The sequence below is a fragment of the Sphingomonas sp. CFBP 8765 genome, from assembly GCF_014841445.1.
Classification (GTDB): Bacteria; Pseudomonadota; Alphaproteobacteria; order Sphingomonadales; family Sphingomonadaceae; genus Sphingomonas; species Sphingomonas aerolata.
This window is the reverse complement of record NZ_JACYTY010000008.1, coordinates 99,193-117,796: the sequence shown is the minus strand read 5'-3', so window position 1 is coordinate 117,796 and position 18,604 is coordinate 99,193. Positions and strand designations below refer to the sequence as shown.

Annotated in this window: 17 protein-coding genes; 8 read left to right on the top strand and 9 right to left on the bottom strand. The window is 63.3% G+C overall.

Translation table 11 applies throughout. The features are described from left to right. Positions 1-138: 138 nt before the first annotated feature. The 4 genes from IFT87_RS17615 to IFT87_RS17600 all read right to left on the bottom strand — a co-directional run bounded on the left by IFT87_RS17615 (position 139) and on the right by IFT87_RS17600 (position 5,633). Positions 139-2,748 (bottom strand): HWE histidine kinase domain-containing protein, encoded by a 2,610-nt coding sequence (locus tag IFT87_RS17615; protein ID WP_192191401.1) that lies wholly within the window; start codon positions 2,746-2,748, stop codon positions 139-141. Continuing rightward, the gene (locus IFT87_RS17610) at positions 2,745-3,203 is read right to left on the bottom strand and encodes a hypothetical protein (protein ID WP_128082370.1); all 459 of its coding nucleotides are present in this window, start codon (positions 3,201-3,203) and stop codon (positions 2,745-2,747) included. Before IFT87_RS17610 ends, IFT87_RS17615 begins: the two co-directional genes overlap by 4 nt. Positions 3,204-3,779: 576 nt before the next feature. Continuing rightward, positions 3,780-4,514 carry a metallophosphoesterase family protein gene (locus IFT87_RS17605; RefSeq protein WP_031438928.1) on the bottom strand — a complete coding sequence of 245 codons (735 nt, stop codon included), beginning with the start codon at positions 4,512-4,514 and terminating at the stop codon, positions 3,780-3,782. A gap of 288 nt (positions 4,515-4,802) precedes the next feature. Next, the gene (locus IFT87_RS17600; RefSeq protein WP_037533191.1) at positions 4,803-5,633 is read right to left on the bottom strand and encodes a 23S rRNA (adenine(2030)-N(6))-methyltransferase RlmJ; all 831 of its coding nucleotides are present in this window, start codon (positions 5,631-5,633) and stop codon (positions 4,803-4,805) included. Positions 5,634-5,916: 283 nt separating this feature from the next. Here IFT87_RS17600 and IFT87_RS17595 point away from each other — a divergent pair, with 283 nt between their 5' ends. Both IFT87_RS17595 and IFT87_RS17590 read left to right on the top strand, forming a co-directional pair. Then, a complete protein-coding gene (locus tag IFT87_RS17595) occupies positions 5,917-6,099 on the top strand; it encodes a hypothetical protein (RefSeq protein ID WP_128082369.1) in 183 nt (60 codons plus the stop codon). A 72-nt stretch (positions 6,100-6,171) separates the two neighbouring features. Further along, the gene (locus tag IFT87_RS17590) at positions 6,172-6,723 is read left to right on the top strand and encodes a hypothetical protein (protein WP_037533177.1); all 552 of its coding nucleotides are present in this window, start codon (positions 6,172-6,174) and stop codon (positions 6,721-6,723) included. 165 nt (positions 6,724-6,888) lie between these two features. Here IFT87_RS17590 and IFT87_RS17585 read toward each other — a convergent pair whose 3' ends face one another. Then, positions 6,889-7,986 (bottom strand): alkaline phosphatase, encoded by a 1,098-nt coding sequence (locus IFT87_RS17585; protein WP_192191400.1) that lies wholly within the window; start codon positions 7,984-7,986, stop codon positions 6,889-6,891. 550 nt (positions 7,987-8,536) lie between these two features. Here IFT87_RS17585 and katG point away from each other — a divergent pair. From katG to IFT87_RS17570, 3 genes are all read left to right on the top strand, one after another. Then, positions 8,537-10,762 carry a catalase/peroxidase HPI gene (gene katG / locus IFT87_RS17580; RefSeq protein ID WP_037533166.1) on the top strand — a complete coding sequence of 742 codons (2,226 nt, stop codon included), beginning with the start codon at positions 8,537-8,539 and terminating at the stop codon, positions 10,760-10,762. A 437-nt stretch (positions 10,763-11,199) separates the two neighbouring features. After that, entirely contained in the window at positions 11,200-11,811 is a 612-nt protein-coding gene (locus IFT87_RS17575; RefSeq protein ID WP_192191399.1) for a TetR/AcrR family transcriptional regulator, read from the top strand. After that, positions 11,808-12,254, top strand: coding sequence for an SRPBCC domain-containing protein (locus IFT87_RS17570; protein WP_192191398.1), 447 nt, complete (start codon positions 11,808-11,810; stop codon positions 12,252-12,254). Before IFT87_RS17575 ends, IFT87_RS17570 begins: the two co-directional genes overlap by 4 nt. Positions 12,255-12,345: 91 nt before the next feature. Here the strand turns inward: IFT87_RS17570 and IFT87_RS17565 are convergent, their stop codons facing one another. Continuing rightward, positions 12,346-13,017 (bottom strand): hypothetical protein, encoded by a 672-nt coding sequence (locus IFT87_RS17565; RefSeq protein WP_056674245.1) that lies wholly within the window; start codon positions 13,015-13,017, stop codon positions 12,346-12,348. A 311-nt stretch (positions 13,018-13,328) separates the two neighbouring features. On the opposite strand from IFT87_RS17565, the gene IFT87_RS17560 reads away from it, so the two are divergent. After that, positions 13,329-14,165, top strand: a complete 837-nt coding sequence (locus IFT87_RS17560; RefSeq protein WP_192191397.1) for a hypothetical protein — start codon at positions 13,329-13,331, stop codon at positions 14,163-14,165. Between the two features lie 161 nt (positions 14,166-14,326). After that, on the top strand, positions 14,327-15,442 hold the full coding sequence (locus IFT87_RS17555) for a sialidase family protein (RefSeq protein ID WP_249403427.1): 1,116 nt from the start codon (positions 14,327-14,329) through the stop codon (positions 15,440-15,442). A gap of 131 nt (positions 15,443-15,573) precedes the next feature. Here the strand turns inward: IFT87_RS17555 and IFT87_RS20930 are convergent, their stop codons facing one another. Continuing rightward, entirely contained in the window at positions 15,574-15,783 is a 210-nt protein-coding gene (locus IFT87_RS20930) for a hypothetical protein (protein ID WP_235188230.1), read from the bottom strand. On the opposite strand from IFT87_RS20930, the gene IFT87_RS17550 reads away from it, so the two are divergent. Beyond that, the gene (locus IFT87_RS17550; protein WP_235188228.1) at positions 15,691-16,875 is read left to right on the top strand and encodes a DUF2254 domain-containing protein; all 1,185 of its coding nucleotides are present in this window, start codon (positions 15,691-15,693) and stop codon (positions 16,873-16,875) included. The two genes, IFT87_RS20930 and IFT87_RS17550, sit on opposite strands and share 93 nt — an antisense overlap. Positions 16,876-16,941: 66 nt before the next feature. Here the strand turns inward: IFT87_RS17550 and IFT87_RS17545 are convergent, their stop codons facing one another. Both IFT87_RS17545 and IFT87_RS17540 read right to left on the bottom strand, forming a co-directional pair. Continuing rightward, positions 16,942-17,814, bottom strand: coding sequence for a Brp/Blh family beta-carotene 15,15'-dioxygenase (locus tag IFT87_RS17545; RefSeq protein WP_081874036.1), 873 nt, complete (start codon positions 17,812-17,814; stop codon positions 16,942-16,944). Next, positions 17,811-18,578 carry a bacteriorhodopsin gene (locus tag IFT87_RS17540; RefSeq protein ID WP_249403432.1) on the bottom strand — a complete coding sequence of 256 codons (768 nt, stop codon included), beginning with the start codon at positions 18,576-18,578 and terminating at the stop codon, positions 17,811-17,813. Before IFT87_RS17540 ends, IFT87_RS17545 begins: the two co-directional genes overlap by 4 nt. Positions 18,579-18,604: the final 26 nt, after the last annotated feature.

Sequence of the window (18,604 nt, the reverse complement as noted above, 5' to 3'; positions counted from 1 at the left end):
CGCAGGAACCGCAGTCGATCATCGTTGGATGCCAGCCATTTTTCAACGGTGTCGCCAAGCATGAACGAACGTCCGCAACCGGTCGCGGCCAGGCATGGTCGATCAATCTACGCTGCCCGGCATTCCCCTGCGGCACGCTCAGTGCCGGCTCAACAAGGTTTGCAACGTGCGTCCAACGTCTTCGGCCGAGAACGGCTTGTTGAGCACGGGATGGCCGGCGAACCGCTCCGGCAGGACGGTGGCGCTGTCGTAGCCGGTGGTGAAGACGAACGGGATCTTGCGATCTTGCAGGATGGCAGCAGCGTCCCACGACATTTCGCCATCGAGATTGACGTCGACGAGCGCGGCATCGATCGCTGCCTCGCAAGCAAGCTTTAAGGCTTCCGGCAGCCGCATCGCGGGACCGACAATGTCCCAGCCCAAATCGATGACCACATCCTCGATGAGCATCAGCACCATAGCTGAATCTTCAACGATCAGGATCCGCGGCGGATTGTCGGTAGGAATGTCTGTGACTTTCGCAGGGGCATCATAGGCGATAGAGGCGTGGGAGGCGGTGCCGCCAGACTGCGCCACCGACGCGGGCATGACGATCGCGCACGCCACCCCGCCCGGGTCGAACGTTAGAGTCGAAGATCCGCTCGTTTCCAGCGCCAAGGCCCGCTCGATCAAGGTCGATCCGAAACCGCGCCGTGTGGGCTTGCTGACCGGAGGACCGCCGCTTTCCTGCCATCGCAGCTCCAGTCCAGCCTGCGGGTCAAACTGCCAACGAATGTCGACATGACCGCCGGCGGCCGACAAGGCCCCGTATTTGCCGGCGTTGGTGGCAAGCTCGTGGATCGCCAACGACAGCGCCAGTGCCGCTTTCGGGAGAAGCATCACATCCGGACCGGTGATCGTGACGTTCGCATGCTCCGCCCGATACGCATCTAGCTCCTGTTGGATCAGCACGATGAGCGACACGCCTTCCCATCGACTTTGCGTGAGCAGACTGTGTGCGCGCGACATCGACCGAATCCGCCGGTCGAGCCCATGGGTGAAAGCAGCAAGCGACGACGCACTTCGGCTCGTCTGCGCCACCATCGCCTGAATGCTGGCCAAGGTGTTCTTCACCCGGTGGTCGAGTTCGGCCATCAGCAATTGTTCCTGCTGCCAGGCGCGCAGCCGTTCGCGTGCGGCAGCATCGATCCGCCGCAGGACGACCTCCAGCAGCGACACCCGCAGGTCGAACGCAGCATCGTTGTCGGACGGCGACCAGGGGGTCGACCGACCGCGCACGGTCTCGGTCCACGCCTCGAAGGATTTGCGCGGCGTCAGCCGGATGCCGTTCGGACCGACTTCCATGGGCTTGTTCGGATCGCCGCCCCATTGCACGGTCTCGACCACCTCGGGTCTGAACCACAGCACGAAGTCGCGCGGTTCGCGCGAGACGGACATGGCAAGCAACCCGGAGGCGATCTCCGCATAGGCCTTGGCCGGCGGATAGTCTTCGCCCAGCCGATCCGTGGCATACACCCCTTCGAACGTGCCCATGCGCAGGGTCAGCCAGTCTGTCAGGGCGCCAATCTGGTCGTCATCGGGCGTATTGCCCAACGCGGTGATGCCGCTGTTGACGCGGATGGCGACACCGCCACGGGTCTGCCCAACCCGCAGCGCAAGACCACCCGCGGATATGTAATCGAGCAGCTGCTGCTGCTGCGCGACCAGTCCGGCCCCGTAATCATCCTCGCTCGCCAGCGCGTGCATGATCCCGGACAGCGCCTTGCGGGACAGCAACCGGGCCTCGAGCTGCTCGGCGCGCAGCCGCACTTCCAGTTGCAGCGAGAACATCGATCCGAACAGCTCGCAGACACCGCGGAGATGACGCGGCAGGCGGCGCGGCGTATGATGGTGACAGGCGATCAGCCCCCAAAGCCTGCCTTCGAAGATGATCGAGATCGACATCGAGGCGTCGACGCCCATGTTGCGCAGATATTCCCGGTGGATCGGCGAAACGTCACGCAGGGTCGCGTGGCTCATGTCGAGCGGCAGGCCGCTGCGCGGATTGATCGACGGCAGCAGCGGCGCGGGCGTGTAATCGACTTCGGTGATCAGACGCAGCCAGCTGGTCAGATACAGCGTGCGGGCCTGTTTCGGGATATCCGACGCGGGATAGTGCAGATCGAGGAATGGCGTGATGTCGGCGTTCCGGGCTTCGGCGAACACCCAGCCGGAATCGTCGGGCATGAAGCGATAGACCATCACCCGGTCGTAGCCCGCGACCGCCCGCACCCGCTCGGCCGCCAGTTGGCAATAGGCCTGGAGATCGGGAGCGTCGCCAAGTCCGTCGAACATTTCCTGGACGCAGGCGAGCGGATCGACGGCATGACGGTCGCTCAGGTCGGCATCCTCGACCTCGATCACCAGCGCGCCATCGCTCAGATGGACGCTGGCATCGATCGCGCGGTCGGGGACGACCCGCAGCAACGGATCCAGCAGGTGACGCGGGCGCGCGAGGCTGGAGCTTTGCAGCAAATCGCGAAGCCGCTGAAGCTGCTCGGCATTCAGCAAGTCCGCCAAGTCCTGCCCGGTCAGCGACGCCGCATCCCTGCCGAACAGGCCGAGGGTGTCGCCTGCGACCTGCTCGACCAGCATCGTTGCAGGATCGACCACGAGCATCGCACCATGGGGGAGGATCGAGCCGGGAATATGGATCGGCTCGCGATCGCAGTTGGTCAGATCGACGGCACCGTCCATTTGCTGCGTCATGCCGGCATCCATTCCTCATACGCCGCAAACATCGACACCGCCGCTGCCGTTGCAGCAGGTCGGTCCTGCACGGCAGCGTCGGGTAGGTTGGTGTCCAGCCCGACGGCACACCGGCTCCAGTCACCGGCACTCAGTCCTGGTTCGGGCAGGCCCCAGACAAGGCAGCCGATCAGTCCACCGCCGACACCGAGCATGGGGTCGACGACGGTATTGAAACCGTATGTGTGGCCGAGAAGCAGACGATATTCGTCCCGGTCGGCCGAGCTTGCCGCCCGACGCGAAAGCACGGGATGATGATGCCGGCGTTCGTGAATGTCGCCCGTGGCGGTTCGCAACCCGGAGCGGCCCCTCGGTGTCGGCACGCTGCCTTGGCGAGCAGGCATCGGGGCTTTCGGATGCTTGCCGCGCAGGGTGGTTCCGACCGCAGCGGACGCCTGTAACACTGACGCGCGCATTGGATTCCTCGATCAAGACGTACGGTCGATGATTGCCGTGGCATTCCTCGACGTTGCCGTATCCACACCATATTTTCGAAATCTTGCCTAGCGAATGTTGCTTATCGGTTTGCCGCCGCAACAATCATCGCAATTATTCCCGTAGCGCCGTGCTCATGCCCTCGAACGAATATGTCATAATTTTTGACATGTTTACGTACAAAATTCTCAGCCAAGTCAGCGCATTGACGGCCAGATACGTCGATGGCGTCAACGAATGCTAGTAAGTTCCCACAAGACAGCAAAGGGAAAAACCATGGACCCAACACGCATCCCCGGCAACGAAACCGACCCTGCGATATGTCTACGGTACCAGGCTTCAAGACGCGACCGATAACCCAGCGGCGCATACGCTGCCTGACGATGATGCCGGTGACGTGGATGGCGTCGAGCTCACACGTGACGCTTGGTCGGCGACTGCAGAAAATTGGCTTTGGGGAGGCTCGGCGCTGATGCCGTTCCCTGAAGGACCGGATTTCGAGAAGCGACACGGCTTCCCGAAACGCACTTCGCATCGAGAAATACGATACCCTCGTGCTAGACCCGACCGGTTCGCAAAGGTCTGGACCAGTCGGTCCGGGCATTCGCCTCGGCATCACGGGCCGCTTGTTCCCAATCATAATCGACGGACAGAAACTCTACCACCCAGCCATCACCCTCATTGGACAATACCGCATAGCGCGCATGCGGCGATCCGCTTTCCACCAGGTGAGCGTAGGGTCGGTCATCGTCATATGCCGGAAGACCGACGCTTCCCGGATTTATGATCATGCGCCCGTCGTCGAGCGTCATCACCCGCTGGAGATGCGTATGGCCGCAGAGGATCACGGCCGCATCGACAGTTCCCGCACGGTGTCGAACTTCCTCGCGAGTGGCCTGACGAAGCCCCGCCTCCGTCACCGTCTCTAGAAAATAGGTCAGGTCGCTGTCCGGCGTGCCATGAACAAGCAGCACATCTTTGGACAGGCGCATGGTCGTGGGCAATGCTGTCAGCCACGCACGCTGTTCAGCGCTCAGCTGGTCGAAGGCGTGGCGATCGGACAATCCCATGCGCTCGCGAGGCTGATCCGATATCTGACGTTCGTGATTGCCGCGTATAGTGGGCAATCCCAGAGGCATCAATCGATCGGCTGTTTCCCGCGGGAACAGGCCCCCTGAGCAGATGTCCCCGAGGTTCACGATCTGGTCCACGTGCCGGGTGGCGATGTCGCCGAGAACTGCGTCGAGGGCAGCGACATTCCCGTGAATGTCGGAAATTGCAGCGATCTTCATTACGGACCTATAACGATCTCGCCGTACGATCGTAACCCCCGCGCTTCGGCAACGACAAACCTGAGGCCGGCTTCGGAACCGTCAGCAGCTTGGCGCCCCCCGGCGGCACGGATTACTGGTCCCAATAGATCGTCTCGAAATCGCCGACCGGAGCTGGAGAATCGGGAATGATCGTACTCAACGGACGGCCGCTCTCGACGATGCGAATTGCCTGCCAGAGCGTCGGTCTTTTGACGTTGGCAGCCCGGCCGTTTGCAGCCGGCCAGAGCGGGGCGATGCGGGTTTACGCTAATCGCCCAGCCACACGGCGGTGATCTCGCCGCTATGCCCCTCCGGCGCCAGCACCGCGCGCAGCGCTTCAAGCATAGGCGGCAGCGCCTGCGTGAAGGCGTAGGGCGGGTTGACGATATACAGGCCCGCGCCGTTGTAGATGCCGGACTGATCGGCATCGTACAGCCAATGCTCCACCCCCAGCACTTTGGGGATACCGAGCCTGCGCAACTGCCCCGTCCACCGCGTATGCGTGGCGCGGTCCTTCAGCGGATACCAGATCACCGTCACGCCATGCGCCCATTTACGGTGCGCGGCGGCGAGGGTCGCGGTGATACGGTCGCGGTCATCGGGCTGCTCGTACGGCGGGTCGACCACCACCACGCCACGCGCGGTCCGGGGCGGCAGCAGCGCCAGCCAAAGCTCATAGGCGTCGCGCTCGTGCACCGCAGCGGGCGTGCCGCGCATCACCCCGCGCAGGGTATAGGCGTCCTCGGGGTGCTTCTCGTTGAGGATCAGCAAATCCTGCGGGCGCAGAAGCTGCGCGAGGATCCGCGGCGAGCCGGGGTAGAATTGCGGTTCGGTCCCGGAATTCACCGCCTGTACCGCGGCGCGGTAGTCGTCCAGCAAGGGGTTCGGCTCGGCAAAGGCCCGCAGCACGCCCTGTAGGGACTCGCCGGTGCGTTGCGCATCCTCGCCGTCAAGGTCGTACAGCCCGCAGCCGGCATGCGTATCGATCAGCGTCAGCGCGCCCGGTTTCTGCTGCAGGGCCCGCACGAGCGCGATCAGCAGGCTGTGCTTCACGACATCGGCACTGTTGCCCGCATGGAAGGAATGGCGATAATTCATTGTGACGTAAGACCCTGACGCTCTGCCTGCATGCGGGCTGCCGGGCACGATTGCCGGGCGCGAGGTGACCGAAGTAACCGGTCCGGTGCCATTATAAAGTCGCGCGGAAACCTTCAACGCCGTTCTGATCATGGCACGGGCCGCACGCCCTGGCCTTGTGTCGGACGATGATGATCCCGTCGCGATAATCGGTTATCGACCGTCGACGATGATGGATGGCATTGCAGATATGGCGCTCCGGCATGGCGATCGCCGCGCCCGGGCTTATGAACGGAATGAACCGGTGATCCGGTGCATCCAGGATGCGATCACCGCCTATCGCCGCGACGGCGGCGATCGTGACGGTCGCCCGACGATTGGCGCGCTGATCGCCGCGTGCACTGCTAGTGGTCTCACGGCGGCTCGTGGCGGTCCGGTGACGCGCTATACGATCTGTCAGGCGCTGAAGCTGACAGGCCTCTCCTGATGCGGGTCGACACGGGCGAAATGCACGAAGCGGCCGCGCAACGTACCCGCCGCCTCGTCTGTTCTCGCCATTATGCCAATCGATCCTGACCAGACCGCCACGATCATCACCAGCCGGGCCATCCGTGCCGGCCACGAGCAGGATTTCGAACGCTGGGTGGAGGAACTGAACCGGCACGCCCGTGCGGCGCCGGGGTATCGGGCTGCGATCCGGCTCGGTCAGACGGCGGGTTTTCAGCACCTGCTCTTTCGCTTCGACGATCGCGCCGCAGCCGATACATGGCATGACGACCCCAAGATGCGCGCGCATGTCGCTGTCGCGGACCGCTTCTCTACGGCGCTCCGCCAGCTCGAAACTGGCGACGGCGTCACCTTCGAGCTGCCGAGCGATGCGAGTGCCAGCAAGTGGAAGCGGTTCGTGACGACATGGCTGACGGTGTTCCCGGTCCTACTCCTCATCAGCATGATGGTTCGCACGGTGTTGAAGGACGCACCACTGCCGCTGCAACTCCTGCCCTCGTCCCTGCTGCTCACCGCGACCCTGCAGTGGATCATTCTCCCGCGCCTGCAACGCTATACCCGTTTCTGGCTGTTGCAGGACAGCTCGGGCCGGCTGCAGAGGTGAGGATAAGGCATGACGGCGCATTGCCGGACATCGCGCGCGCCCTCACCCCACTCCTCAGCTTCGTCCATTCATTCATCGTTGGGCTGACCGCTTTCGGCCTCTAGTCCCTCGTCATCAGCGTCGCGATCCGAGAGAGGAAAAGCCGTCAGGCAGGTTCAGGGCTGATCATTTGTCCTTCTTCCAGCCGAATGCCGACAGCATGATGTCGAAGAGCCGCGTGTTGGGCATGAAACCCCGGACCTTGTCCGCACCGGGGCCGCTCGCGGCGACGACGACCTCTTCGCCGGTATGGCCGGGTTCGACGCTGATCACCGACTTCGCATCGGGATCATATTGCGTCGCGAGCGGCGTCGTGCGCTTGCCGCCGGTCATCCGCAGGCCGAAGCTGTGATCCGCGGTGAACAGGATCAGCGTGTCCTTGCCGGCAACCGCGCTGATCCGGCGGATCATGTCGTCCATCTCGACGACATGCCGCAGGCCTGCCTTGGGATCGTCGGTGTGCATGTCCCATTCGACCATCAGGAAATAGCCCTTCGGGTTGCGGGCGAGCTGCGCGACGGTCGCCTCCACGGCGGGAAGCGGCGCGAAGTCGGCATCGCGCAGCACCGCGGTCCGGGGTGCCTGGCCGACCAGCGCGGTATCCTCGCCGAAGCGGTAGCCGGCGGTCCTGAACGCCTGTTCGGCGCTCGTGCCCGGGCCGGCGAATGTCGCGACGGCGTCGGCACGGCCCTTGCCGATCAGGATATCGACGCCGTCGCCGAAGCGGGGCTTGAGCATCTGGCGGAATATCTCGCCCTTGTCCGCGCGCGCGGCGACATGCGCAAAGGTCGCGGCCGGGGTCGCGTCCCAGATGTTCATGTTGGTGACGACACCCGTCGACAGCCCGCGCTGCTCGGCATATTCGAGAAGTGTCTTGACCGGCATCGCGCGGCCGCCCGGTCCAGAAGGCGTCGTCGACACCATCGCGTTGTTCGTCTTGTTCCCCGTCATGATCGCGGTCATCCCGGCGGCGGAATCGGTCACCCATCGATCGAGCGCGGACGTATCCGACAGCGCGACGTTGGGCATCGACTGGATGAACAGCGATTGCGGCCGGTCGTGCGCCAGGATCCCAGCGGCGCCGAGCGTCGACAGGCCACCCGCGTCGCCGAGGAAGAGGATGACGTTGCGCGCCTCCTGCGCCGCAGCGGGCGTGCTGCAGACCACGAGCATCGCGCCAGCAAACGCCGTGCCGCCGAGGAATTTGTAGAACGCGGTTTTCATTGCAGAGGTCCTTGCATCGGGGCCGGTGCCGAGGGCGTTGCCGGGTCGTATTGCGGATTGATCGGGTCGTGCGGACGGGGATCGCCAGCGCCCGGTCTTGCGCTCTCGGTCCACGCCGGAACGAGCAGGTCACCTTGCAGCGATGCACCCGCCGCGCTGCGGCGATACACGAAGTCCCGTCCCTCACGGCTGGCCGGGTCTGCGAACACGCCGCGCTTTTCGAGGTCGACGAACCAACGATCTATCGGGCGGACTTGGGGCGCGGTCACGACGAAAAACTCTGAACCAGACTAAAGACGCCCATCCTCTAACCGCAGTAAATGTAAGTTTGGCGACACCTTGATCAGATCAGTTGCCGCGACGTCCGTCGGCCCAACGATGATGATGACCCGGATCATCGCGAATGTACGCGCCGTCAGACGACACGCTCACAGCCCTCTGTGATCGAGTGCGATGATAGCTGTCGCCCGTATAATCGATTGGACAAATGTACCCGGGATCCGGCATTTTACCGACACGGTGGTAAAACTCATTAGGAGAGGACGCCAAGATGGCCGATTACGAACAGCCTAAGGCAAGCGGTTGCCCAATGGGCCCCCAGGGTGGCGGCGAGGTTAAGGCCCGCTCGCTCCTCGGTCGCACGAACAAGGACTGGTGGCCCGACGCGCTGCCGATCGATATGCTGCATCAGCACGGCGTCTCTCCCGACCCGATGGGCAAAGAGTTCGACTATGCCGAGTCGTTCAAGCAGCTCGACTATGCAGCACTCAAGGCGGACCTGACGGCGCTGATGACCGACAGCAAGGCCTGGTGGCCTGCCGACTATGGTCATTATGGCCCGTTCATGATCCGCATGGCATGGCACGCTGCCGGCACCTACCGGGTAACGGACGGCCGCGGCGGATCGTCGTCGGGTCAGCAGCGCTTCGAACCGCTGAATTCCTGGCCGGACAACGGCAACCTCGACAAGGCACGTCGCCTGTTGTGGCCGCTCAAGCAGAAATACGGCAAGAACATCAGCTGGGCCGACCTGTTCATCCTCGCCGGCAATGTCGCGATCGAGAGCATGGGAGGACCGGTGTTCGGTTTCGCCGGCGGCCGCAAGGACGTCTTCGCCTCCGAGGGCGACACCTTCTGGGGTGCCGAGGAGATCTGGGTCAACGAGGGTGCGCAGACGCGCATCAGCGAGGACATGCCCGAGCTCGAAGGGCCTCTCGCCGCGATCCAGATGGGGCTGATCTACGTCAATCCCGAGGGTCCGGGCGGTGAGCCCGACGCGCTCATGTCCGCACGCGACATGAAGGCGACGTTCCAGCGGATGGCGATGAATTCCGAGGAAACCGTGGCGCTGACCGCCGGCGGTCATGCCTTCGGCAAGGCGCACGGTGCGAAGCCGGCACCGCATTTCAAGGCCCCGTCTTCGGAATCGGTTCACATGCAGGGCCTCGGCTGGCTGACCGACAGCGAGGAAATCGGCCAGGGCCATATCACGACCTCGGGCATCGAGGGCGCGTGGTCGAACAACCCGACCAAGTGGACCGGCGACTATCTCCGCCTGCTCTTCAAATACGATTATGAGCTGACGGAAAGCCCGGCCGGTGCGAAGCAGTGGCAGCCGGTCAACCCGGAACCGGAGGACATGGCCCCCGACGCGCGCGACCCAAACAAGCGTGTGCCGACGATGATGACCACCGCGGACATGGCGTTGAAGGTGGACCCCGAGTTCCGCGAGATCGCGCTGCGCTTCCGCGACGATCAGGCGGCGCTCGACGACGCGTTCGCACGCGCGTGGTTCAAGCTGACGCACCGCGACATGGGGCCACGGGTCCGGTACCTTGGGCCCGAGGTTCCCGAAGAGACGCTGATCTGGCAGGATCCGGTCCCCGAAGGCACCGTACCGTCGGACGCTGACGTCGCGGCGTTCAAGGACGCCGTGCTGTCGAGCGGGCTGACGATCGGCCAGCTGGTAAAGACCGCCTGGGCATCGGCGTCGAGCTATCGCCGGTCGGACCACCGCGGTGGGGCGAACGGCGCGCGCATCGCGCTCGCGCCGCAGAAGGACTGGCCGGTCAACGAGCCCGAGCAGCTCAGCCAGGTTCTGGCAAAGCTGAACGACTTGCGGGGCAGCATGTCGCTGGCCGACGCGATCGTGCTGGCAGGCTCGGCAGCGGTTGAGAAGGCGGCACGCGACGCCGGGCACGACGTGGCGGTACCGTTCCTTGGCGGCCGCGGCGATGCGACGCAGGAGTGGACGGATGTCGAAAGCTTCGTGTGGATGGAGCCGCAGGCCGACGGGTTCCGCAACTACCTGAAGACGCGTCACCCGGTGAAGACCGAGGAGCTGTTGCTCGACAAGGCTTCGCTGCTCGGCCTGTCCGCGCCGGAAATGACCGTGCTGGTCGGTGGCCTGCGCGTGCTCGGCGCGAACTTCGGCGATGCGCCCGATGGCGTGTTGACCAAGCGTCCGGGGCAGCTGACGAACGACTTCTTCGTCAACCTGCTCGACAATGACACGTTCTGGGATCTGGTCGACACGTCGAGCGACGAGAAGTTCATCGGCTATGATCGCGGCGGTCGTGAAAAGAAGTGGCAGGCGACCCGCACCGATCTGGTCTTCGGCTCGAACTCGCAGTTGCGCGCGACGGCCGAAGTCTATGCCGAGAACGGCCACGAGGAAAAGTTCGTGCGCGACTTTATCCGTGCCTGGGTCAAGGTCATGAACGCCGACCGCTTCGACGTCACCGCCAAGCCGGTATCGTCGAACCAGGCGACGTAAGCTTCGTCGGTGGGTGGATAGGCTGTGTCGATCGGGGGGAAGTTTCCGAACGTACACGGCTTATCCGCCACTGGCCTGAGTTATAAGATATAGATTCTGATCAATCCGTGCCCTTTTAGCCATGGGCTTCGAGGTCGCACTGCAGCCGCCATTATCGCGCTTATAAGGGTAGCTGCTTGTGCCCTTGGCCCCAACGGCAGAGCGACCTGCGCTGAATAGCGTTTCAGGCAATCCCGGTCGCAATCGTACGACCTGTATACTGGTCCCGACGGCTGCGTGCATGGACCCGGGCCCGGACATTCGCGACGCGTTCGCCCCCCTCAGCTCCTACCATTCGATAGGGGCACCGACTTTCAATCCCGACCTTTGCGACGATCGCTTCCGAACACCGTCTTAATGATTCTTGCGGCATACCGACCGGTTGGTATGTTTGCATTATGACGAGTCGAGGATCTTCCAATAGCGCTCGCGATAAGCTGCTGGACGCTGCCGTGACGCTCATCCGCCGCAACGGCTTTGCGGCCACCAGCGTCGACCAGCTTTGTGCGGCTGCCGGGGTCACCAAGGGCGCCTTCTTCCACCATTTCGTATCCAAGGAAGCGCTGGGGGTGGCCGCCGCCGGCCACTGGCTGGCGATCACGACGCCGCTATTCGCCGATGCGGACTATCATCGCGCACCCGCCGCACTGGCGCGCGTGTTGGGCTATCTTGACCTGCGCGAGGCGCTGATCGACGGTGGCACTGACGCCTTCACCTGTCTGGCTGGCACGCTCGCGCAGGAGGTGCATCAATCACACCCCGCGATTGCGCGCGCTGCTGAGGCGGCAATCATCGGCCATGCGCGCACGCTCGAAGGCGACGTTGCCGAAGCGCTGGCTGATCATGGCGTTGCCAACGTCGATGCAGCGAGCCTCGCGCTCCACTTTCAAGTGGTGCTCCAGGGCGGTTTCGTCGTCGCCAAGGCAACTGGTGATCCGCAAGCGGCGCGCGAGAGCGTGCGGCACCTGAAGCGCTACGTGACCCTATTGTGCCGAGGAGAGAAACGATGAGCAATATTCGTGAACTCAGCGTCGAGCGCCGCATCGCTGCTCCCGTGGAGGATGTCTGGCGGACGATGGTTGATCGCTTCGAGGAGTGGTTCTGTCCGCGACCGTGGCGCGCCGAAGCACGCGAGATCGAATGGCGCCCCGGAGGCCGTAGCCTGGTGGTCATGCATGGCCCCGACGGTGAGGAGATCCTTAATGAGGGCGTCGTCCTCGACTATGAGCCAAACCGCCGCTTCGTATTCACCGATGCTTTTACAGCGGGTTGGCAGCCCAGTGGGCCGTTCATGGTCGGCCTGTTCGAGATCGCGCAAGGCACCCGTTTTACCGCCGCGGCACGCCATTGGACCGATGAAGCGTGGGAGCGCCACCGGTCGATGGGCTTCGAAGCCGGCTGGGGCGCGATGGCCGATCAGCTCCAGACGCTGGCCGAGGGAGGCGCGCTGTAATCGCCATTGCTGTGATCATGCTTTCGCAGGTCTTAGAGAACCGCCTGGCAAGCGTGGGGCGGGCAGTTCTCCCTTGATCGCAAAGTCCGCGCTAGCGGGTGAACAAAAAGCCCACCGCGATGAGAAATGTCGCGCCTTCCAGCAGCCCGACAAGGACGTTCCAGGTCGCGCGCACCAGGCTGATCCCCAACACCTGCGCGAACCAGCGCGTTTCGACGATCCAGAAGTTCAGGATGCTCGATCCGACGAGCCAATGTCCAATCATGCGCGTCGCTTGATGATGGTCCATCCCGAAACTGCTGCCGACGCTCAGACCCAGCGCAAAGACGGCCGCCGGATAACATTGCGCGTAAAATGGCTGCTGCAGGGAATTGCGATCGAGCTTGATCCTGCGTTGGCGCACCATGCGGGCTGCCAGGAAGAGTGGGAAACCCGCGAAAACGACGACGCGGAGGACCAGGGCGCTGGCATTGTCGTTGACCAGATCGGCCAGACCATGATGATTGGCAATGATTTCGTCTGTCTGGCCTAACGCCGTAGCGACGCTGTGCCCCAGCAACAGCGTGAGAGCCAGAAAAAGGGGCGGACTAAGTATCGACGCGTAGCGTTCATCGTCGGGCAGCGCGGCTTCGCGCTCGATCTCCTCCATCGTACGGATTGGCCGAAAGAGCGCCTGCCAAAGCGTAAGGGGGAAGAAGACCACCCAGCTCATCACTTCGTACAGAAGTTCGTCGAGCGAATTGAGCCACTTCATGAAGTCCATGCTGCATCATGTTCGATCCGGGCGTCGATCGCAACGGCCTGCCCTGTGCTAGACTCCGCCCCCTAGTGCTTGCCGAAGACGCAATGTCGCGGGTCCTGCCGTATGTAATGAAGTCCAGCACCGACCAAGCGGCTCTTCGGCTTAAGCGAGCATTCTCGCCCTCCAATTCGCATAGGCAGTTGGGGACCGAACGCCGTTGACAGCGATGGACGCCGTCGCTCCCTTTTTATACAATCGTTCAACTGATGATGAGGTGACTTCGAACGAACGGGAGAATCGCGATGCGTTGTCCGTCTGGCCTGTCCACGATCATGACCGCCCTTGTCATGGGCTCGGCATTTCCCACAATTGCCCACGCGCAATCCACGGGTCTCGAGGACATGGTAGGCGCCCGTGCAGGTCAGGCCGAGATGGAGTTGCAACGACGCGGCTACGTCAACATCCGGGGCGAGCAAGGCGACGATCGCGTCTATACCTATTGGTGGAACGCCGATCGCCGCCAGTGCGTGAGCATTGCGACGATGGAAGGCCGCTACAATTCCATCCAGCCGACCACCTCCCCCGATTGCAGGAAGCCCGCGAACCTCCGCCCCGACCCCGGCCATGGTGGTCAAGCTGCGCCACGACCGCGTCCCGAATACGACCCCGATCTGGCCTATGGACGCGCGCCAGCGGGCCCCGGCGGCGGTCAGGATCGCTATCCTTCGGGAGGACCTGTTGTTGACGGCAGAAACGTGGAACTCGGGCTCGTGTGTTTTGGGGACGGATCGAAAACGGGCTTTGCGAACGGGACGACCTGGAAGTGGAACCGTGATCGTGACCGCTACGAGTCCGGCACGTATACCGAAACCAGGAAGGAGGTCTTCGATGCATCGCTCATGGTACAGACCTGGGCCGGTGGTGGACGTATCCGGCTACCCAAGTCGCTGATCCCGCCGATCAATTCCCGTGGCAATCAGGGATGGTGGGATTTGTACGACGTGACTGTCAGCCCAGATACGGTCCGCGCGAGTTACCGCCTGAACGGCTTGAACAAGCCACGGCTCGTGATCGATCGGCGCAGCGGCCGCATCACGGTCGTGGGCATGAGTGATTATGGCTTTCGGGGCACGTGCGACCTGATCGGACACGAACCACGCCGCTTCTAGACCGTGCCGCGGGCGCTGCGCTCCCGAATCGAACGGTCAGGCAGACCACGAATACGAACTAGCGCGCACATCAGCCGCCATTGGCTCGGTTGGAAACCCCATGCTATCCGGCTCGCGCAATACGGGTCTACGCGTACCCGCAACGTTGTTGGGGTACAGCGATGAAATTCAGGGCATTTCTGGCGCACATGGTGAAGGTCGCGGCAATCGCACTTGCGGTCAGCGCCACGGCGCAAGCCCGGATCGGCCATGCCCCGTCGGCTGCTGCGGCCCCGCTTCGGTCGCCGATCATATCGTCGGAATTCATATATGCCGATGCGCCCTACCCGCAGGCGCATGCCTCGACGATCGTCGAGCTGCCTGACCGGACGCTGGCCGCAGCCTGGTTTGGCGGTTCCGGCGAAAGCCAGCCTGACGTCCGTATCTGGTTCGCACGACGCGGCGCGACGCGATGGGAGACCCCGGTTGCAGTCGCTGATGGTGTGTCGGCGGACGGTCAGCGATTTCCGACCTGGAACCCGGTGCTGTTTCAGCCTGCGAACGGTGCCCTGCATCTCTTCTACAAGGTCGGGCCGAATCCACGGGCGTGGTGGGGCATGGTCATCCGCTCGACTGATGGCGGACGACATTGGAGTCGGCCGCAGCGCCTGCCGGATGGCGTGTTGGGACCGATCAAGAACAAGCCCGTCATTGCGCCCGACGGCAGCTGGGTGTCGCCGTCGAGCCGCGAGGAAGGCAGCGCAGAGGCCAATATCTGGTCGATCCGGATCGAGCGGAGCACCGATCGCGGGAGAAGCTGGCAGGTCGGCGACGCGGTGGCCTCACCGATGCACATCGAGGCGATCCAGCCGAGCATCCTGTTTCACCGCGATGGTCGACTGGAGCTGGTGGCGCGGACGCGGCAGGGTGCGCTTGCGATGAGCTGGTCACGCGACGCCGGGCGCAACTGGTCACCAATCGCGGCGATCGACCTCCCCAATCCCAATGCGGGTACCGATGCGGTGACGCTGCGCGATGGGCGCCAGTTAATCGTCTACAATCACAGCGCGCATCTACCCGAGCGGCCGGGCGATGGCGCACGCTGGCCGCTCAACATCGGTTTGTCCGACGACGGCGTGCGGTGGCACAACGCTTTGACACTCGAGAGCAAGCCGCTACCCGACGGCTATGCCTATCCGGCGGTGATCCAGACGCGCGATGGACTGGTCCACGTCACCTACACGCATAACCGTACCAAAATCCGTCACGTCGTGATCGATCCGACACAGCTGCGCTGAGTAGGAGGTCACGCTCCGGCGCCCCGTCACGAGGTAAGATCTTCCCGGCGCCAGTCGCTGAATGTGATCGAGGCGGGGCTTGTTTTGCTTCGCACAGATGATCTGCGGACAGTTCGAGCGGAGCCGCCGGATCACCGCGCTGTTGTCGTCGTGGCTATTCGGCTACCAGCCAGCTGAAGGAGCGCTAAATGACGCAATGGACATGGATTTTGAGCCGGATCGTCCGGCAGGTCTGGTTCCGGGCAGCGATCATCAGCCTGCTGAGCGTCGCGCTGGCGATCCTCGCCGCTTTCGTCACGCCGTATCTGCCGTACACGTTCGATGCCGATATCGGGCAGCAATCTGTCGGCACGATCCTTCAGATCATGGCCTCGAGCATGCTGGCGGTCACGACCTTTTCGTTAACCGCAATGGTCAGTGCCTACTCCTCCGCAACGCAACTCGCGACGCCGCGTGCGACCCAGCTGATGGTCAGCGATCCGACGTCGCAGAACGCGTTGTCGACCTTCCTCGGCGCCTTCGTCTTCTCGATGGTCGGGATCGTTGGCCTGAACACCAGCGCCTATGGCCATGACGGCCGGATCATCCTGTTCGCAGCGACCGTGCTGATCATCCTGCTGGTGGTCGGCACGCTGCTGCGCTGGATCGGGCATATCACGGCGTTTGGACGGATGGCCGATGTGATCGACCGCGTAGAGGAGGCCGCGACCCAGGCAATGCAGGATTTTGCTGCACACCCTCATCTTGGCGGCCGTGCGGCTGTCGCCATCCCCGCCGATGCCGTCACAGTCACCGCGGTGCAGACCGGATATGTCACGCATATCGACATCACCGCACTTGGCACGATCGCTGACCGCAATGACCTGACGGTGTATGTCGATGTCCTGCCTGGCGCGATGATGCATCCCGCTCGTACGCTTGTGCAGGTCTCGGGAAAGATCGACGACGGCATCCAGAGCGAACTGATCAAGACGTTCACCATCGAACGGCATCGGTCCTTCGACCAGGATCCTCGACTGGGGCTGATCGCGCTGTCCGAAATTGCCAGCCGGGCGCTCGCACCGGCGACCAATGATCCAGGCACGGGGATCGAGGTTCTCAATGCCCTGCTTCGCGTATTCCTGACGCTGAGCCCCGGCGCGGCGCGTGTCGATAAGGAGCCGGACTCCCCACGGGTTCACATCGGCCAGCCAACCATGGAGGATATGCTCGGCGATGCATTCGGCCCGATCCTGCGCGAAGGGATTGCAGAGGTCGAGGTGTCGTTGCGACTGACGGCTACGCTTGCAGCGATGCACGCAAGCCTGCCGGCTGCGCGTCGGGAAATCGAGCACTGGGCCAACCGCCACGCGAAGCGGGTGGCGACGACCATGGAAGATCCCGACGACCTGACGGCATTCAACGAAGCCTATCGCAGGCACTGGCCCGCTTGAGGCACGATCAGGCGGCATGCTGCCATCTGGTTCGACGACATCGCGGCCTCTGCCGACAACCTGAAGTCATTCAAGGACATGAGCACGCACCACGTCCCTGTGGTCACGAGGCAGCCCCATCGACCCGGATCGCCGCGTAACCCTGTCGAAATACGGCGTCACCAGCAGATGCGGCATCGCCAGTGCCGCGACGCCGGCAAAGAGCGACCGCACGCCCGAGGGGTCCCACCGCAGCAGCACTCCGCCCATGATTCCGACCAGCAGCACAGCCAGGCCGAGGATTGGTCCCGTGGCGCGGAGATACGCAATGGTCGTCACGCACCGTAACCGATCTCGACGCTCTTTCGTCTGCGGCACGGCGTGCAGCACCAGAAATCCGACCGAGAACCCGACGAGCGGGGGCAGAATGAGAAGCGCGGTCGTTCCGACCAGAAGACGTCGATCATGGCGCGCCGCGCCGATGATCACCAGGCAGGCGGCTGCTGCGCCACCCGCAACTGCCAAAATGCTGACCATGGCCGGCGCACCGGACTCTCGAACTCCAGCAAGATCGAGAATGCGGGCGAGGCTTGTCGCGTGCAGCGTCGCAGGCGTTGCGACCAGGCTTATGCCGCGGGCAATCCTTTCGAACGGCCTGCTCGCGGGGGCATCCTCAAGACCAAAATGGACTGCCGACGCCAGCAGGAATGCAGGGAGTGCGATCGCAGGATCGACGATCCACCACATAAGACAGACAAACAGTGCAGATACGTACAGCATCAGGAATGCCGGGCGCCGCCGATGCTCGACGATAGCGAGATCACTGGCACCGTGCGCCATGCCGACGACCCCGACAGCAAGGGCCGCGAACGCGAGCTGTACGGTGAGCACGCAAAACGAGGCGACCAAAGCCCCCGCCAGAAGGGAGCCCCAGCCAAGGGCCGGGGCGCGCCGTGTCATGCCCGGTGGCCGCGTTCGCCGTCATCCTGCGCCAACGCCTTGTCGAGGGTGGCTGCCGCGTAGAATGCGTAGACGACCTTGGCGATCACATCCATGATCAGGAACGCCCAGACCGATGCAGGATCGGTGATCAGCTTCAAACCTTCCGGTCCGATCAGGAAGACGATCGGATAGAGGAACCAGATGACGGTCAGGAAGGTGAGGTTCTTGCCATAGGCCATTCCCAAGGCAGCACCACGGCTGAGCGCCAGTGATCGCAATGGACCCCATAGAAGATACAGGACGCCCAGAAACGCGACGCAGGACCATCCGTACCAGATCCATTTCGCCATCGATGGTGCGGCAAGCGACGATATCAGCCCCGTGACGATCATCAGCACATCGAGCACGATGACCGAGGTCAGATACCCACCAACCTCACCCGTCTTCCCATGCTCGTGAAAAGCCAGCAGCACGAGACCCGACAACAGGATCGGCGTCGTCACCGACCAATCCACGTAGCGTGCCAGATATGTCAGCGAACCGTCGCTGTTGATAAGCGTGCCGATGCCAAAGGCCATTGCGAGATACGCGGTCGCCGCGATGAACGGCACGCTGGCGTGCAGGAGCGTATGATGGCCCGACGGCTGCGTCTTCTTACCCGTCGCATATATGGCCAGCGACGCGACCGACATCACGCTGAAGCCGATCAGGAAAGCGGTTTGATCCACCAGGGAGCCCCCTATCATGAGGACGACCCGGCGCCGACCTTGAGCCACCAACATCACTCAGATGTTTTGGGTCCTGGCTC

What these genes read in the sequence shown, in the direction of transcription:
- IFT87_RS17545 (WP_081874036.1), bottom strand. Translation starts at nt 17,814, where the DNA reads ATGACACGGCGCGCCCCGGCCCTTGGCTGGGGCTCCCTTCTGGCGGGG.
- IFT87_RS17590 (WP_037533177.1), top strand. Translation starts at nt 6,172, where the DNA reads ATGCCAATCGATCCTGACCAGACCGCCACGATCATCACCAGCCGGGCC.
- IFT87_RS17615 (WP_192191401.1), bottom strand. Translation starts at nt 2,748, where the DNA reads ATGACGCAGCAAATGGACGGTGCCGTCGATCTGACCAACTGCGATCGC.
- IFT87_RS17605 (WP_031438928.1), bottom strand. Translation starts at nt 4,514, where the DNA reads ATGAAGATCGCTGCAATTTCCGACATTCACGGGAATGTCGCTGCCCTC.
- IFT87_RS17565 (WP_056674245.1), bottom strand. Translation starts at nt 13,017, where the DNA reads ATGGACTTCATGAAGTGGCTCAATTCGCTCGACGAACTTCTGTACGAA.
- IFT87_RS17540 (WP_249403432.1), bottom strand. Translation starts at nt 18,578, where the DNA reads ATGTTGGTGGCTCAAGGTCGGCGCCGGGTCGTCCTCATGATAGGGGGC.
- IFT87_RS17555 (WP_249403427.1), top strand. Translation starts at nt 14,327, where the DNA reads ATGAAATTCAGGGCATTTCTGGCGCACATGGTGAAGGTCGCGGCAATC.
- IFT87_RS17600 (WP_037533191.1), bottom strand. Translation starts at nt 5,633, where the DNA reads ATGAATTATCGCCATTCCTTCCATGCGGGCAACAGTGCCGATGTCGTG.
- katG (WP_037533166.1), top strand. Translation starts at nt 8,537, where the DNA reads ATGGCCGATTACGAACAGCCTAAGGCAAGCGGTTGCCCAATGGGCCCC.
- IFT87_RS17560 (WP_192191397.1), top strand. Translation starts at nt 13,329, where the DNA reads ATGACCGCCCTTGTCATGGGCTCGGCATTTCCCACAATTGCCCACGCG.
- IFT87_RS17570 (WP_192191398.1), top strand. Translation starts at nt 11,808, where the DNA reads ATGAGCAATATTCGTGAACTCAGCGTCGAGCGCCGCATCGCTGCTCCC.
- IFT87_RS17585 (WP_192191400.1), bottom strand. Translation starts at nt 7,986, where the DNA reads ATGAAAACCGCGTTCTACAAATTCCTCGGCGGCACGGCGTTTGCTGGC.
- IFT87_RS17610 (WP_128082370.1), bottom strand. Translation starts at nt 3,203, where the DNA reads ATGCGCGCGTCAGTGTTACAGGCGTCCGCTGCGGTCGGAACCACCCTG.
- IFT87_RS17575 (WP_192191399.1), top strand. Translation starts at nt 11,200, where the DNA reads ATGACGAGTCGAGGATCTTCCAATAGCGCTCGCGATAAGCTGCTGGAC.